Genomic DNA, 17,328 nt, shown 5'->3' with positions numbered 1-17,328 from the left:
TATTTTTGAGGAGGTTTCATGCGGACAGAAGAGGTCATTGTTCTTTCTTATCAAGAAAGTTGGAAAGATGATTTTGAAAAAATTGCGCAAGAATTGCGTGCTGTTCTTGGTGAGTTAGCTATTAGAATTGAGCATGTTGGAAGCACAGCTGTTGAAGGCTTAGCAGCAAAGCCAATCATTGATATTGATGTTGTGATTGCTCAAGAGACGGATTTATCTATGGTTGTTGAAAAATTAGTAAGTATTGGATATGTTCATGAGGGAAATCTAGGGATTGAAGGCAGGGAAGCTTTTGCTTATTCTGGTAAAGAGTATTTGCAATGTCATCATCTTTATGTTTGTCCTGAAAATTCACCTGAGTTGAAACGACACCTTGCTTTTCGTGATTATTTGCGCAGTCATCCTGATACAGTTGCGATTTATGGAGCAACAAAAATGAAAGCAGCGTGGCTATTTCCCAAAAATATCGAAAGTTACATGGCTTATAAAACATCAGTCATCGAAGAAATTTATAAGGAGTTGGAAAAATAAATGTCAGAAAATCGTGAAATATATGATATTACCGTTATTGGTGGTGGTCCTGTGGGTCTTTTTGCTGCTTTTTATGCAGGGATGCGCGGTGTTTCAGTAAAAATTATTGAAAGTCTATCAGAGCTTGGCGGTCAACCTGCTGTGCTATATCCTGAAAAGTTGATTTACGATATTCCAGCCTTTCCAGCTGTCTCAGCTGCTGAGCTTTCTGAGCGTTTGATTGAGCAGTTAGCTCGCTTTGAGGATAGGGTGTCTATCTGCTTGAAAGAAGAAGTTCTGACTTTTGGTAAAACAAATGAGCATTTCACAATCAAAACAACAAAAGGTGATCATTTGTCAAAATCAATTATCATTGCTTGCGGTAATGGTGCATTTGCTCCCCGTACATTAGGACTTGATGGAGAGGAAAAATACGCTGATAATAATCTTTTTTATAATGTTCATAAATTAGACCAATTTGTTGGCAAAGACGTTGTTATCTGTGGTGGTGGTGATTCTGCCGTTGACTGGGCAAATCATTTGGATGGTTTGACTAAAAGCGTGACAATCGTTCACCGTCGTGATGCTTTTCGAGCGCATGAACACAGCGTTGAAGTGCTAAAACAATCACATGTGAACATCATGACTCCATATGTGCCAGTTGCTTTAGATGGTGATGGTCAATTAGCTAACAGTTTAACGATTCAAAAGGTTAAATCAGATGAAACTGTTGAGTTGCCATTAGATGCTTTGATTGTTAGCTTTGGCTTTTCAACATCAAATAAAAACCTTAAAAATTGGAATGTTGATTATAAACGTTCAAATGTTTTGGTAAATTCTCTTCTTGAGACTAGCCAAGCAGGTGTCTATGCAATCGGTGATGCAGCGGATTACGAGGGCAAGATTGATTTGATTGCTACTGGATTTGGTGAGGCACCAATAGCTGTCAACCAAGCAATCAAGTATATCTACCCAGATCGAGATATGCGAGTGGTTCACTCAACTTCTCTGATAAAATAATGTCACAAATCATGATATATCAAAACGTTTGAGTGTACTCAAACGTTTTTTGACAATCTAACGTGGTATATTAGTTTTTTGAGTAAAATGCTTGACATATATGTGAGTAAGAAAGAAAAAATGATATTTAAAAAAGTAAAGGAGATATTCAGTTTTATAAGTCGAGATACAAGCAGAGATAATCATTTCACAGGGGGTATACCATAGGTGCTCTCAGATATGACAGATAACGTTAGTATTGTAGATGGGAGTACAGTAGCATCATATGATAAAGAGGTAGGTAAGTTTGATATAGCAATAACAAGTAGAATAACCGATACAAAGACTGCTCAATCATTAGACAGTACGGAATAAGAATCTGAAGTAGCAAATGAAGAAAAAGCAGAAACAATATCTAGCGATGTTAAGGATGTCCCCAGCTATTACAACTAACTAAGTATAGAACACCTATTTCAAAGACAAGTAACAACAATGCGGATAAGTTTGGCTTGATGATATATCTTATCTACATCATTAGAATTGGGAGTGGTTTTTAAAAAGAAAAACTTAAAAGATTCATAAACAAACGAATGCTATTTATTAATGGTGGTTATTGGAAACAATCCGCAAAGGAAGCGAGTTTCTCTTCTCTTTTTTACTAGTTTTTGAAAGAATTTGCTTGACAATGATAGAAAATGGAGTATAATAATATCTGTAATCGTTTGCAGGAGGTGGACGTTATTCTCAAATCAAAACGTAAGCAAGTTATCATGGAGACGCTTAAAAGAGATCAAATGGTCACATTGGAGACTCTGATGCGCTTGATTGATACATCTGAATCAACGATACGTCGTGATTTAGACGAATTAGAAGTTGAAAATAAATTGAGGCGTGTGCATGGCGGTGCTGAGTTGCGACAGGGGTTACAAGATGAGCTAACCAATCAGCAAAAATCTATCAAAAACTCTCATGAGAAAGCGCGAATTGCAGAAGTTGCTTCTCAAATGATTGATCAGCGTGATGTGATTTTTATAGATGCAGGTACAACAACAGCATTTCTCATTGAAAAGTTGCACAGTTTAGAGGTGACTGTTGTGACCAATTCAATCCATCATGCGACTGCTCTGGTGGATAAGGGGATTAAGACAATTATCATCGGAGGTACGGTTAAACTGTCAACGGATGCTAGTGTTGGGCATATGGCCATTGAACAGGTCAATCGCCTTAATCTTGATAAGGCTTTTATTGGGATGAATGGTATTGATAGCGAGTTTTTGACGACACCTGATTTTGATGAGGCAACTATCAAACGAGCTGTCATTGCCAATAGTCAGCAAACGTTTGTGTTAGCAGATGCTTCTAAAATTGGTCAAAAAGCCTTTGTCAAAGTTGATACGATTGATAAGGTAGTGATTATAACAGACAAATGTACGACAGCTGTTGTACAGGAATTACAGAAAAAAACGAGGGTGATAGAGGTATGATTTATACAGTAACGTTAAATCCATCCATTGACTTTATCGTTCGCTTGGATAGTTTAGCACTTGGTAATGTTAATCGTATGACAAGTGATGATAAATTTGCTGGTGGAAAAGGAATCAATGTGAGCCGTGTCTTGAAACGTCTTGATATTGAAAATACAGCCACAGGATTTATCGGTGGATTTACAGGGCGTTTTGTGAAAGATGGCTTGGTAGATGAAGGCATTGCAACAAAATTCGTTGAAGTTTCTGAGGATACACGTATTAATGTCAAAGTTAAAGCGGATGAAGAAACAGAAATCAACGGTGCAGGTCCCTACATCTCAACAGAAAAACTTGAAGAATTAGGCGCTATTCTTGCTAGCCTTTCAAGTGAAGATACTGTTGTTTTTGCAGGTTCAGCTCCAAGTAGTCTCGGAAACCAAGTTTATAACACATTGATTCCGATTGCTAAAAAAGCCGGTGCAGAAGTTGTTTGTGATTTTGAAGGACAAACACTTTTAGATGCCTTAAACTATCAACCACTTTTGGTGAAACCGAATAATCATGAATTAGCTGATATTTTCGGTGTTGAATTAAACGGTCTTGCTGATATTGAAAAATACGCCCGTAAAATTCTCGCTAAAGGTGCTAAAAACGTCATTATTTCAATGGCTGGCGACGGTGCATTGTTGGTAACACCAGAAGCAGCATACTTTGCAAAACCAATTAAAGGCACTGTCAAAAATTCTGTGGGTGCGGGCGATTCTATGGTTGCAGGATTTACAGGCGAATATGTCAAATCTGGCAATCCAATCGAAGCTCTTAAATGGGGGGTCGCATGTGGGACAGCAACAACATTTTCAGATGACTTGGCAACTGCTGAATTCATAAAAGAAACTTATCAAAAAGTAGAGGTAGAAAAAATATGAAAATTCAAGACTTGCTCAGAAAAGATGTCATGATTCTTGATTTGAAAGCAACTTCAAAAGAAGCAGCGATCGATGAAATGATCACAAGCCTTGTTGAACACGGTGTGGTAGATGATTTTGATGCTTTTAAACAAGGTATCATGAACCGTGAAGCGCAAACATCTACTGGTTTAGGTGATGGGATTGCCATGCCTCACAGTAAAAATGCAGCTGTTAAAGAAGCAACTGTTTTGTTTGCTAAATCTACTGCAGGTGTTGATTATGAAGCATTGGACGGTCAACCAACTTATCTATTCTTCATGATTGCAGCACCAGATGGCGCAAACGACACTCACTTGGCTGCTCTTGCTGAATTATCGAAATATCTTTTGAAAGATGGTTTTGCTAATCAATTACGTCAAGTGATATCAGCTGATGAAGTTATTGCAACATTTAACGCAGCAGAAGAAGAGAATAAAGTCAAAGAAGAAGTGAGAGATACTTCAGTTTCAGATGATAAACCACTTATCGTAGCGGTTACGGCTTGTACAACTGGTATTGCGCACACTTATATGGCAGAAGAAGCTCTCATCAAACAAGGAGACGAAATGGGTGTCACAGTTCGTGTTGAAACAAATGGTGCATCAGGTGTCGGTAATCGTTTGAGCGCTGATGAAATTGCACGTGCAAAAGGTGTTATTATTGCAGCTGATAAAGCTGTTGAAATGGCACGTTTTGATGGAAAACATCTTCTTTCACGTCCGGTTGCTGATGGTATTAAAAAATCTGAAGAACTCATCAATATCATCCTTGATGGCAAAGCAGAAACTTACACAGCTTCAGCTGATAAAGCATCATCTTCAAGCGATGCTAGTGAAAAATTGAGCCTTGGTGGTGCTTTTTATAAGCACTTGATGAGTGGTGTTTCTCAAATGTTGCCATTCGTTATTGGTGGTGGTATCATGATTGCCCTTGCCTTCTTGATTGATAATATTATGGGTGTGCCAAAGGATCAATTGAGTAACTTGGGAACTTATCATGAGCTTTCTTCCCTTTTTAAAAATATTGGTGGTGTTGCTTTTAACTTTATGCTTCCAGTATTAGCAGGTTATATTGCTTATTCAATTGCTGAAAAACCAGGTCTTGTTGCAGGTTTTGTTGCAGGGTCTATCGCAGCAACTGGCTTGGCTTGGGGGAAAGTTCCCTATGCTGCTGGCGGTGAGACAACGCTGTCTCTCTCTGGTGTCCCATCAGGATTTTTAGGAGCTTTGGTTGGTGGTTTCTTAGCAGGTGGTGTTATTCTTCTCCTCAAAAAACTTTTAACTGTTCTTCCTCGCTCGCTAGAAGGTATCAAATCTATCTTACTCTACCCATTGCTTGGTGTGTTTGTAACAGGATTTCTGATGCTTTTTATCAATATCCCAATGGCAGCGATCAATACAGGATTAAACAATTTTCTTGAAAGTTTATCAGGTAGCTCAGCAGTTATCATGGGACTAGTCCTTGGTGGAATGATGGCTATTGATATGGGCGGTCCTTTCAATAAAGCAGCCTATGTCTTTGGTACAGGAACACTGGCAGCAAGTGTGGCAGATGGCGGTTCAGTCGTAATGGCAGCCGTTATGGCTGGTGGTATGGTTCCTCCTCTTGCTGTCTTTGTAGCGACTCTTCTTTTTAAGGATAAATTCATCCAAGAAGAACGTAACTCTGGTTTGACGAATATTGTTATGGGGCTTTCATTTATCACAGAGGGTGCCATTCCATTTGGAGCAGCAGATCCTGCACGTGCCATTCCAAGCTTTATCGCAGGTTCAGCCCTAGCAGGAGCTTTGGTCGGTCTTTCTGGTATCAAACTAATGGCACCACACGGAGGCATCTTTGTTATTGCCCTAACAAGCAATCCATTCCTATATATTCTCTTTGTGTGTATCGGTGCTATCGTTTCAGGTATTCTTTTTGGTGCTCTTAGAAAATCGGCTGAACATCGTCAATAACAAAAGAAACTGGGCTTAGCTCAGTTTCTTTTGTTATAATTAAAAACTATAGATAACCTTAGTGAATTAGTTAAAAACTATATCTATACATAAAAAGATAGTATGTATAAAAGTATTGATTTAGTAGGATTTGACGTGTAAAATATTAGACATAACAAAAAAACAAGCTATAATTTTAACTAGCAAAGATATAGGAGGAAACTATGACTAGAGTTTCAAATTTGGGGTATCCGCGTTTAGGGGAGCAACGTGAGTGGAAACGTTTGATTGAGAGCTACTGGGCAGAGAAGATTAATAAGGAAGAGCTTGAAAAACAGGCTCGAGCTTTACGTCTTTCTTTTTTACAAAAGCAGGCAGATGCCGGTGTGGATTTGATTCCAGTGGGAGATTTTTCTCTTTATGACCATATTTTAGATTTGTCTGTGCAGTTCGGAATTATTCCAGAACGTTTTAGCGATCAATCGATTGATTTGGATTTATATTTTGCTCTTGCACGTGGTAATAAGGCTAACGTTGCATCTAGTATGAAAAAGTGGTTCAATACCAACTATCATTATATCGTACCAGAATGGACAAACAAACGTCCACAATTGACGAATAGTCGTTTGTTGGATTTGTATAAGGAAGCTTATCAAGTGATAGGGGACAGAGCAAAGCCTGTCATTACAGGACCAATCACTTTTGTAGCTCTTTCATCAGGTGTGACGGATTTTACAACAGCAGTGAAGAGTTTATTGCCTCTTTACAAAGAAATCTTTACAGAATTGGTTGATGCAGGTGCGACCTACATCCAAGTAGATGAACCTATCTTTGTGACTGATGAGGGTGATGATTATTTGGAAGCTGCTAAGATAGTGTATGGCTACTTTGCTAAGCAAATTCCTGATGTCAAGTTGATTTTTCAAACGTACTTTGAAGCCTTGATTGATGCTGAAGTTTTATCTAATCTGCCAGTAGCTGCCTTTGGTCTTGATTTTGTGCATGGCTTGGAGGAAAATCTTGATGCGGTAAAAGCAGGCCTATTTAGAGACAAGGAAGTTTTTGCGGGTGTTGTTGATGGGCGCAATATCTGGGCGAGTGACTTTAGAGAAGCATCAAATCTGTTAGAAATTTTATCAGAGAATACAGCTAGTCTTGTTGTACAGCCTTCATGTTCTCTTTTGCATGTCCCTGTGACAACGAAAAATGAGACTGATTTGGATTCTGTTTTGAAAAACGGACTAGCCTTTGCAGATGAAAAATTACAGGAAATTAAACGATTGGCAGAGCATTTGGATGGGGAGGCGAACCCTCTCTATGATGAGCATATTAAAGCTTTTGATGCTCTTCAAGCAGCGGATTTCCGTAACGTAGAACTTGAGGATCTTAGTCAAGTAAGAACTGCTCGTCAGTCAAGTTATGATATTCGTCGACAAGTACAACAAGACCGCTTGCACTTGCCGTTATTACCAACAACGACGATTGGTTCTTTTCCGCAATCTCAAGAAGTACGCCGTATACGTCTAGCTTGGAAGCGTGGTGATATTAGTGATAAGGAGTACCAAGATTTCATCCATTCTGAAATTGCACGTTGGGTAACTATTCAAGAAAATCTTGATATTGACGTCTTGGTACATGGTGAATTTGAGCGTGTGGATATGGTAGAGTTCTTTGGGCAAAAACTCGCTGGTTTCACGACAACTAAGTTCGGTTGGGTGCAATCTTATGGTTCACGTGCGGTGAAACCTCCAATTATCTATGGTGATGTCAAGCATATTCAGCCGTTGACAGTTGAGGAGACAGTCTACACACAAAGTTTGACAAATCGTCCAGTTAAGGGAATGTTGACAGGTCCTATTACTATTACCAACTGGTCATTTGAGCGTACGGATATTAAGCGTAGCGATTTGTTCAATCAGATTGGGCTTGCTATCAAGGATGAAATCAAATTGCTTGAAGATGCAGGAATTGCTATTATCCAAGTCGATGAAGCAGCGCTTCGTGAGGGATTGCCACTCCGAAAAGCTAAACAAAAAGCTTATCTTGAGGATGCTGTCAATGCTTTCCATATTGCGACATCTTCGGTTGAGGATAAGACTCAGATTCACACACATATGTGTTACTCTAAGTTTGATGAGATTATTGATGCTATTCGTCAATTGGATGCTGATGTTATCTCTATTGAGACGAGTCGTAGTCACGGAGATATCATTGAGTCCTTTGAGACGACTGTCTATCCTTTAGGTATTGGGCTGGGTGTCTATGATATTCACTCCCCACGTGTGCCAACAGAAGAGGAAATTGTAACCAATATTGAACGTTCACTTCAACAATTGTCACCTAAACAATTCTGGGTTAATCCTGACTGTGGGCTTAAAACACGTCGTGAACCTGAGACACTTGCAGCACTTAAAGTACTGGTATCAGCTACTAAAAAAGTGCGTCACAAACTAGGATATGAATAAAAAGAAAAGTGATTTCGTTGAAAACATGTGAGATGGACACCTTCAGAGTGATGGTAAAAGGACTTGCTTTTTTCGAGCAAGTCTTTCTCACATGATAATAGAAAGAGAGAATTTATGGTAAGGCAACCGTTATTAGAGCATTTATCATCTTCGATTTTAGTGGCTGATGGCGCTATGGGAACACTATTATATGCCAATGGTTTAGATACTTGTCATGAATATTATAATCTTAGCCACCCAAAGGAAATTGCTGCTATACACAAAGCTTATATAAAAGCTGGGGCAGATGTTATACAGACCAATACTTACGGAGCGCAACGACATCGTTTATCAATTTATGGACATGAAGATGAAGTTAAGCAAATTAACCAAGAAGCTGTAGCTATTGCTCGCAAGGAAGCTGGAGCAGATGTGTATGTTTTGGGAACTATCGGTGCTTCTAGGGGGCTTCGTCAATGTGAACTAAGTATAGAGGAAATTGTCGCTGAGACTTTAGAGCAAGCAGGTTATCTTTTAGAGACTGGTGAGCTAGATGGTCTACTACTTGAGACGTATTACGATATTGATGAATTGATAGCTGTGCTTACTGCTTTGCGTCCTCTGACAAATTTGCCTATTATTACTAATATCGCTCTGCATGAGGCAGGAATCACTGAAAATGGTCACCCTTTGGTAGAAGCTTTTAGTCGGTTGGTCATGCTAGGGGCTGATGTTGTTGGACTTAACTGTCATCTTGGTCCTTATCATATGATTAAGTCATTCAAGCAAATACCCTTGTTTGCACAGGCCTATTTGGCAGCATATCCTAATGCTAGTTTGTTATCTTATGAATCAGATAATGGTGATGGTGGGCATTATAGTTTTAGTCAGAATGCTCAGTATTTTGAAAAAAGTGCCCAATTTTTAGTCGCAGAAGGAGTACGTTTACTAGGTGGTTGTTGTGGGACAACACCAGATCATGTCCGAGCTATGAAACGTGTAGCTGCTCGTTTATCACCTGTGACCCATAAGCGTGTAACACCATTGCTAAATGAGCAGGAATTTATCCAAAAAACACTTAAGAAAGATTCATTGGTGGATAAGGTGAAGCGTGAGGTAACTATCATAGCTGAGTTAGATCCGCCAAAAACACTTGACATTGGAGCCTTTAAAAGTGGGATCAAAACAATCGATGCTAAAGGTATTGCTGCTATTACACTGGCAGATAATTCTCTAGCCAGAACGCGTGTGTGCAATCTCAGCTTAGCAGCGTTGCTAAAAGAAAGTACAAAGACACCTTTTTTGCTTCATCTGTCTTGTCGTGATCATAATATGATTGGTTTGCAATCACGTCTCTTAGGTATGGAGGTGCTGGGAATTGAGAATATCTTAGCAATCACAGGAGATCCTTCTAAAATGGGGGATTTTCCAGGTGCAACAAGTGTTTATGATGCTACAAGCTTTAAGCTATTACAGCTCATCAGACAACTCAATAAAGGCAAAGGTTATAGTGGTGCAAGCTTGAAAAAAGCGACTAACTTTACAGTTGGTGCTGCTTTTAATCCAAATGTGAAAAATCTATCACGCAGTAGTCGTTTAATCGAGAGAAAGGTAGCATCAGGAGCGGATTACTTTATTACCCAGCCTATCTTTAATACCCAAACGATTAAAGACTTAGCTCATATCACTGAAACGTCTTCCCTCCCCTTTTTTATCGGTATCATGCCGATTACAAGTTATAACAACGCTGTTTTTCTTCATAATGAAGTGCCTGGTATTTATCTGTCAGATGAATTTTTAGCAAAACTAGAGGTTGTTAAAGATGATAAAGAGACCTGTCAAAAATTGGCCTTGGAGGAAAGTAAACAATTAATTGACTGCGCTTTAGAGTATTTTAATGGGATTTATCTCATCACACCATTTATGCGCTATGATTTGACAGTAGAGTTGATTGATTATATCCAGGAAAAAGAAAAATACCAAAAAAGAGATTAGCTAGTGAAACTCCGCTCATTGAGAGGAGTTTTTTTGCTGCAACTGTATCGTCGTTGAGTAATATATTAATATTTGATATAATGCTACTAATGAGACAAGGATGGGATGATATGGAGTTATTATATACAGATATTAGTCATGATATGACAGAGATTTTGGTAAAAAGAGCGACTCAGGAAGCTAAAAAAGGGAAACGTGTTTTCTATATTGCCCCAAATTCGCTGTCTTTTGAAAAGGAGAGAGAAGTGCTTTGGCGTCTGGAGGAGCAAAGCTCTTTTGCTATTACAGTGACACGCTTTGCACAGTTGGCTCGCTATTTTGTCTTAAATAGCCCAAATCCTAAAGAAACGTTGGATGATGCAGGTTTGGCAATGATTTTTTATTGTGCTTTGAGACAATTAGAAGATAAAGACCTACGAGTTTATGCGAGATTAAAGGGAAACCATCAGTTTATCCGTCAGTTGGTTGATTTGTATAAGGAATTACAAGCAGCTCAGTTGACTGTTCATAATCTTGAGTTATTGCACTCTAAAGAAAAATATGAAGATTTGGTGACTATTTTTTCACAGGTAGAATCTTTGCTTCAAAAAGGGCAATACGATAACCAGTCAAAGCTTGCTTTTTTTGCTGATCAGTTAAAAATGGGGTATATGGATAAAGCGCTAGAACATGTTGTTTTAGTTATTGATGGATTTACCCGTTTTTCAGCAGAAGAGGAAACACTCATTCATCGTCTAGAGGAACGCTGCGATGAAATTATCATCGGTACCTACTTGAGCCAAAAGGCACAACGTTCTGCTTTTTCGATGGGAAATATCTACCAAGCCAGCCTTGATTTTATCCGTGATTTAGCAAGTCAATATAAGGTGAAGCCTCAGTATATCGAGTCCCATTGGCAAGGGGGATTAGCTTTTAAAGAAGTGTCACAGCTTTTTGAGAGCAATCATGATTTTACAGCAAGTGGCGAGAAAGTTAGTGATATAGCAAAGAGCGCTATTGAGATTTGGGAGTGTGTCAATCAACAAGAAGAAATTGAGCAAGTAGCGCATGCCATACGCCAAAAGCTTCATGAAGGTCATCGCTATAAGGATATACTCGTACTTCTAGGAGATGTTGAGAGCTACCACCTGCAAATTGGACAGATTTTTGAGCGTTACGCTATTCCTTATTATCTAGGAAAATCAGAAAGTATGAGTGCCCATCCTTTGATTAATCTCATTGAGAGTTTAGAGCGCATTAAGCGCTACAACTTCCGAGCAGATGATGTTATGAACCTTCTTAAGTCAGGTCTATACGGAAGGATAGAACAGGCAGATTTAGATTATTTTGACCAATATGTCACTTATGCTGATATCAAAGGGCAAAAAGGCTTTTTAACGGATTTTACAGCTTCAGAAGATCATTCATTTAATCTTGAGCGATTGAATGGTATCAGAAATCAAATTATACAACCTCTAGCACGACTCATCAAATCTCGTAAGCAATCTGGAAAGAGTTTATTGCGAAAACTTTTCACCTTTTTTGTGGACATTTCTCTCACAGACAATATGGAACGCTTTGCGGCGTCTTTATCTGAGATTGAACGTGAAAAAGAAGAACAGGTTTGGAAGACTTTTACTTCCATTTTACAGCAATTTCAAACTATCTTTGGTGACGAAAAATTGACACTTGATGAATGTTTGTCGTTGATTAGTAATGGTTTGCTACAAGCTGAGTATCGTATGGTACCTGCAACGGTTGATGTGGTATCAATTAAGTCTTATGATTTGGTGGAACCACACTCAAAGCCTTTTGTTTTTGTCCTTGGTATGACCAAGTCTCACTTTCCCAAAATAGCACAAAATAAAAGTTTAGTCTCTGATGAGGAACGACAGCTCATCAATGAGCAAAAAGAGATAGATGGGCATTTTGATATTATCAGTCGTGAACATATCAAAAAGAATCACTTTACGGCGCTTTCTCTTTTTAATGTTGCAACAACGCAGCTTATCTTGAGCCAACCACAGGTTCTAAATGAAAATGAGGATGATATGTCTCCTTATCTGAGAGAGCTTGTTACTATGGGGGTGCCACTGTTAGTCAAAAAAAAGACATCTTTTTCAACTGATGGCACTAGCATTGGTACTTACAAGGCTCTCCTTTCTCGTTTGGTTGGTTTTGCTAACGATAGTCCTGCTCTTTATGAGGTGCTTGATAAACAAGAGGAAACTTTTTGGTCTGTTCTTGTTCGCCATTTGCGCCAAAAGCTAGACAAAGAAGGGCTTCATATGCCACTCTTAAAGGACACCGTCATAACTCACCCCGTCTCAAAAGAAGTGATGGCAGTTCGTTTTCCACCAAATGAAGCTCTGCATTTATCTTCCTCCGCACTAACGACTTTTTACAATAATCAGTATCAGTATTTTCTACGGTATGTTTTGCGTTTGAAAGAGAGAGAAAGTATTCATCCAGATGCTAGACATCATGGTACTTATCTACACAGAGTTTTTGAGCTAGTCATGAAAGATTGCTCTTCTGATGACTTTGATGATAAATTGAATCAGGCGATTAAGACTGCTAATAATGAAGAGGCTTTTCAAACACTCTACGGTTCAGATGCGCAAGGTCGCTATATTCTGGGTGTTTTAGAAGATATTGTTAGAGCGACAGCAACGATTTTCAACCGCTCTCATTCCTTTAATCGTGTTCAAATGGAGGAGGAGTCATTTGAGCTGCTTTTGTCTGATAAAATCGTGATTAATGGTATTATTGATCGTGTGGATCGTTTATCAGATGGTACTTACGGTGTTGTCGACTACAAATCAAGCAAGCAAGTCTTTGATATTGAAGCTTTCTTTAATGGTCTTAGTCCTCAGCTGATCACCTATCTCTCTGCTTTGCAATCACGTTATCATCTTTCTCTCAATCAGATTTTCGGTGCTATGTACTTGCACATGCAAGAGCCAAAGTTATCTCTTGACAAGGTGACGTCGCTAGATGAGTTGCAAGCCAAAGCTCACCAAGAAATTATTTACAGAGGATTATTTTTAGAAAAAGAAAAAGTCCACTTAGCAAACGGTAATTATAAGCTAGATACACTTTTTAGTGAAGAAGAGTTAGCTATCATGCTTGGGTATAACGAACGTCTCTATCAGAAAGCAAAGAATGTCATTAGAAGTGGACATTTTCTCATCAATCCTTACACTAAAGATGGTAAGGTTGCATTGGGAGAACAGATAAAAGCGATTACAGGGTTTGAAGCGGATAGACACATGCCGTACAGTCGTAGGCTCTATCATTTACCGAGAAAAGAAAAACACCAAGGTTTTTTGACCTTGATGGCACAAAGTGAGGAGGACGATAGTGATGAAGTGTAAGCCTTTTTTAACCGACAGGGAAATCAAGCACTTACAAGACGAGGAGAGCCATACAAATAAAACGCAAAAGCGTACACCAGAGCAGATTGAAGCTATTTATGCTAACGGAACAAACATTCTTGTGTCGGCTTCAGCTGGTTCTGGAAAGACTTTTGTTATGGTAGAGCGGATTATTGACCAGATTTTAAGAGGTATTCCTATTGAGCGTTTATTTATCTCAACTTTCACTGTTAAGGCAGCTGGTGAATTAAAAGAACGTTTAGAAAAAAAGTTGATTGAAAAGATAAAAGAAAGCACAGATACCGATACCAAAGTTTTTTTGAGTGAGCAACTCGCCGCTGTTCAAAATGCTGATATTGGAACGATGGATGCTTTCACGCAAAAGCTGGTCAGTCAGTACGGCTATACGTTGGGTATCTCACCGACATTTCGAATAATGCAGGATAAGAATGAACAAATTTTACTGAAAAACACGGTCTTTTCTGATTTGTTTTCTGATTATGCTTCGGGAAATGAAGCTGAGCTTTTTACGCATTTGGTCAAAAATTTTGCAGGACGTAGCAAAAACACAACACCTTTTAGATCTATTGTGTATCAGATTCATGATTTTATCCAATCTACTGCCAATCCCAAGCAGTGGCTAAAAGTTCATTTCCTAAGAGGTGCTAAAAGCGCTACTAATTACGATGCTATTCCTAAATCAGACATTGACTTACTACTTGTCTCTATGCAAGAGACAGCAGATAAGTTACAGGATGTGACGGATTTAGAAGGGTACAAAAAACTGACTGCCAAAAAAGTGCCTACTGCAACTTATAAGAAACATCGAATGATTATTGAGCAGCTTAGAGAATGGTCATTTCATTTTGAGACACTGTATGGCATTAAATCTCTTGGCCGTTTAGCAAAGGATATTTTTGAACTGATTCCTAAAAGTAGCTATGTCACAGTAGCAGGAGAGCGTTATGCAGTTTTTGAGGATCTTCAAGATCAACTCATTCTTTTTAAACATTTGGATATTATCCTGAAATACCAGCTAGAGAGCCTCCCAATGTTGGAGTTATTACAAACTTTTGTAGAGGATTTTTCAGATCAATACCTGCAGGCTAAAATCCAAGAAAGCGCCTTCGAATTTTCAGATATTAATCACTTTGCTATTGGTATATTGGAGAAAAATCCAGCTATTAGAGCTCTTTATAGAGAGCGTTATCACGAAGTTATGGTTGATGAGTATCAAGATAATAACCATATGCAAGAACGCTTACTAGAGCTGTTATCAAATGGGCATAATCGTTTCATGGTAGGTGATATTAAGCAGTCTATTTATCGTTTTCGCCAAGCTGATCCGCAGATTTTCAATCAAAAATTTAATGATTATCAAAAACATCCAGAACATGGCAAGATTATCCTGTTAAAGGAAAATTTTCGTAGTCAATCAGAGGTCATTGATAGTACGAACAGTCTTTTTAGTCGCCTCATGGATAAAGACGTTGGTGAGATAGTTTATGATGAGAGCCATGAACTAAAAGCAGGAAGTCGAAAACAAAAAAAACTTCATCCAGAGAATAAAACCCAACTGTTATTTTTGGATACAGATCAGTCTGATGAAATTTTAGAAGAGAACGAGGATCAAATGTCACCAGGTGAGGTACGATTGGTCGCAAAAGAAATTATTCGTTTGCACAAAGACGAGGGAGTTCCTTTTAGTGATATTACGCTTCTTGTCTCCTCACGAACACGAAATGACCGTATCTTACGCTCCTTTGAGCAATATGGGATTCCGCTTGTGACAGATGGCGGAGAAAAACATTTTCTCAAGTCTGTTGAAGTCATGGTTATGCTAGATACACTAAGAGCTATTGACAATCCACTTAATGATTATGCTTTAGTTGCGCTCTTACGATCTGCTATGTTCCAGTTTGATGAAGATGATCTCGCCAGACTTTCTGTTCAATCTTCATCATCACAGTGTGCTTTTTTTGACAAACTGGTAAAAGCCTCCTCACACTCAGGTGCACACAGTGAGCTTATTACAGATGAGCTTATCCAAAAATTAAAGCTTTTTCAAAAGACCTTTACTACTTGGCGTCTTTATGCCAAGACTCATTCCCTTTATGATCTCATCTGGAAAATTTATAATGACCGTTTTTATTATGACTATGTGGGGAATTTCCCTAGAGCAGAGCAACGTCAGGCAAATCTCTATGCCCTTGCTTTACGTGCAAATCAGTTTGAGCAGTCTGGTTTTAAAGGTTTGCCACGATTTATTCATATGATTGATAAGACTCTTGAAAATCAAAATGATCTAGCAGATGTCGAGGTTTCTCTACCTAAAAATGCTGTCCATCTCATGACTATCCATAAAAGTAAAGGTCTAGAGTTTAAGTATGTCTTTATCCTCAATCTGGATAAAAAGTTTAGCATGACAGACTTGAATGCACCTGTGATTTTAGATCGTGAGATGGGAATTGGGATAAAGTATCTGGCAAACATGAAAGATGACGTCAATGAAGAGATGTTACCTAGTCTTAAAGTTAGCATAGATACTCTTTCTTACCAACTCAATAAACGTTCTCTTTTACTGGCTACCTTGTCTGAACAAATGCGCTTACTATATGTCGCTATGACCCGTAGTGAAAAAAAGCTCTATCTGATTGGTAAAGCTAGTGCTAGCAAATGGTCTGATAAATATGACGGTCATTTTCAAGAAGGACGGTTAGCACTTGCTGAACGTAAAAGGTGCAGAACTTTCCAAGATTGGTTTTTAGCACTTTGTGCAGCATCGTATCAGAATAACTTTCCTTTTTCAGTCAGCTTTTTCCAAGATGAGGATTTGAGCGATGAGAGAATCGGTAGTATTTCACAAAACCTTCCTTTTAATCCTGATAATCAAGCGCATAATCGTCAATCAGATGATATTAAACAAGCTTTAGATATGCTGGAACAGGTTGATAAGCTTAATCACCGTTATCAAGCTGCTATTCACTTGCCAAGCGTGCAAACACCTAGCCAGGTTAAAAAGTTTTATGAGCCGATTATGGATAGCGAAGGTGTAGCAGTCATCGATTCCTACCGTAACAAGCAGCGTTTTTTACTACCGAGTCTGACTGGAGAAAAAGTGGAATCGACAGTTATTGGATCAGCTATGCATGAGCTAATGCAACGTTTGAATGTGACCGAAAAAGTCACCATGCAAACCATCACAAGAACTTTATCAACTTTATCAGCTCACGAAAATGTCAAAGCCAGTCTCAATCTGGATATGGTATTAGCTTTCTTTACAGAGAGCAATCTTGGGCATCTTATTCAAAAACATAGTGATAAACTTTATCGTGAAGCTCCTTTTGCCATGCTCAAGACAGATCCAGTCAGCCAAGAACAGTTTGTCATTCGAGGAATTGTTGATGGGTATTTGCTCTTTGAGGATAGGATTGTCTTATTTGACTATAAGACAGATAAGTACACTAATAGTAATGTGTTGGTAGAGCGCTATAGAGGACAGATGGCACTTTATGCTGAGGCGCTTAGTAAGTCTTATAATATCGCCACCGTTGATAAATACCTTGTGCTATTAGGTGGCAGAGCAATAGAGGTTGTCCATATTTCTTAAAGCGCTTCGCTTGTTCATTGCTATTTAAATATTCAAATAGGTTTTACAATTTAGTTGATAAGGAGAAACT

General features: G+C 38.6%; 10 protein-coding genes. All 10 read left to right on the top strand.

What is annotated here, in order from left to right; translation table 11 throughout:
* Positions 1-18 precede the first annotated feature (18 nt).
* Positions 19-531, top strand: coding sequence for a GrpB family protein (locus NXS10_RS01775; protein ID WP_259136997.1), 513 nt, complete (start codon positions 19-21; stop codon positions 529-531).
* Complete coding sequence (locus NXS10_RS01770) at positions 532-1,530, top strand: NAD(P)/FAD-dependent oxidoreductase (RefSeq protein ID WP_259136994.1); 999 nt, start codon at positions 532-534, stop codon at positions 1,528-1,530.
* Positions 1,531-1,749: 219 nt separating this feature from the next.
* On the top strand, positions 1,750-1,884 hold the full coding sequence (locus tag NXS10_RS01765; RefSeq protein ID WP_259136991.1) for a hypothetical protein: 135 nt from the start codon (positions 1,750-1,752) through the stop codon (positions 1,882-1,884).
* Positions 1,885-2,204: 320 nt separating this feature from the next.
* Positions 2,205-2,993, top strand: a complete 789-nt coding sequence (locus tag NXS10_RS01760) for a DeoR/GlpR family DNA-binding transcription regulator (protein WP_259136988.1) — start codon at positions 2,205-2,207, stop codon at positions 2,991-2,993.
* The gene (gene pfkB, locus NXS10_RS01755) at positions 2,990-3,901 is read left to right on the top strand and encodes a 1-phosphofructokinase (RefSeq protein WP_259136985.1); all 912 of its coding nucleotides are present in this window, start codon (positions 2,990-2,992) and stop codon (positions 3,899-3,901) included. The genes NXS10_RS01760 and pfkB overlap by 4 nt, the downstream gene beginning before the upstream one ends.
* Complete coding sequence (locus NXS10_RS01750) at positions 3,898-5,874, top strand: fructose-specific PTS transporter subunit EIIC (RefSeq protein WP_259136983.1); 1,977 nt, start codon at positions 3,898-3,900, stop codon at positions 5,872-5,874. The genes pfkB and NXS10_RS01750 overlap by 4 nt, the downstream gene beginning before the upstream one ends.
* 203 nt (positions 5,875-6,077) lie before the next feature.
* Positions 6,078-8,318 carry a 5-methyltetrahydropteroyltriglutamate--homocysteine S-methyltransferase gene (gene metE, locus NXS10_RS01745; protein WP_259136980.1) on the top strand — a complete coding sequence of 747 codons (2,241 nt, stop codon included), beginning with the start codon at positions 6,078-6,080 and terminating at the stop codon, positions 8,316-8,318.
* A 114-nt stretch (positions 8,319-8,432) separates the two neighbouring features.
* Complete coding sequence (locus NXS10_RS01740) at positions 8,433-10,292, top strand: bifunctional homocysteine S-methyltransferase/methylenetetrahydrofolate reductase (RefSeq protein ID WP_259136977.1); 1,860 nt, start codon at positions 8,433-8,435, stop codon at positions 10,290-10,292.
* A gap of 110 nt (positions 10,293-10,402) precedes the next feature.
* The gene (gene rexB / locus NXS10_RS01735) at positions 10,403-13,648 is read left to right on the top strand and encodes an ATP-dependent nuclease subunit B (RefSeq protein ID WP_259136975.1); all 3,246 of its coding nucleotides are present in this window, start codon (positions 10,403-10,405) and stop codon (positions 13,646-13,648) included.
* Complete coding sequence (addA, locus tag NXS10_RS01730) at positions 13,638-17,258, top strand: helicase-exonuclease AddAB subunit AddA (protein WP_259136973.1); 3,621 nt, start codon at positions 13,638-13,640, stop codon at positions 17,256-17,258. Before rexB ends, addA begins: the two co-directional genes overlap by 11 nt.
* Positions 17,259-17,328: the final 70 nt, after the last annotated feature.

It is taken from the genome of Streptococcus sciuri, from assembly GCF_024814375.1.
GTDB lineage: Bacteria > Bacillota > Bacilli > Lactobacillales > Streptococcaceae > Streptococcus > Streptococcus sciuri.
The sequence above is the reverse complement of the archived record's forward strand: the minus strand, read 5'-3'. Positions and strand labels throughout refer to the sequence as shown.

Excerpts from the sequence above, each read along its gene's own strand:
- NXS10_RS01775 (WP_259136997.1), top strand. The coding sequence starts at position 19 with ATGCGGACAGAAGAGGTCATTGTTCTTTCTTATCAAGAAAGTTGGAAA.
- NXS10_RS01770 (WP_259136994.1), top strand. The coding sequence starts at position 532 with ATGTCAGAAAATCGTGAAATATATGATATTACCGTTATTGGTGGTGGT.
- NXS10_RS01765 (WP_259136991.1), top strand. The coding sequence starts at position 1,750 with ATGACAGATAACGTTAGTATTGTAGATGGGAGTACAGTAGCATCATAT.
- NXS10_RS01760 (WP_259136988.1), top strand. The coding sequence starts at position 2,205 with ATGGAGTATAATAATATCTGTAATCGTTTGCAGGAGGTGGACGTTATT.
- pfkB (WP_259136985.1), top strand. The coding sequence starts at position 2,990 with ATGATTTATACAGTAACGTTAAATCCATCCATTGACTTTATCGTTCGC.
- NXS10_RS01750 (WP_259136983.1), top strand. The coding sequence starts at position 3,898 with ATGAAAATTCAAGACTTGCTCAGAAAAGATGTCATGATTCTTGATTTG.
- metE (WP_259136980.1), top strand. The coding sequence starts at position 6,078 with ATGACTAGAGTTTCAAATTTGGGGTATCCGCGTTTAGGGGAGCAACGT.
- NXS10_RS01740 (WP_259136977.1), top strand. The coding sequence starts at position 8,433 with ATGGTAAGGCAACCGTTATTAGAGCATTTATCATCTTCGATTTTAGTG.
- rexB (WP_259136975.1), top strand. The coding sequence starts at position 10,403 with ATGGAGTTATTATATACAGATATTAGTCATGATATGACAGAGATTTTG.
- addA (WP_259136973.1), top strand. The coding sequence starts at position 13,638 with ATGAAGTGTAAGCCTTTTTTAACCGACAGGGAAATCAAGCACTTACAA.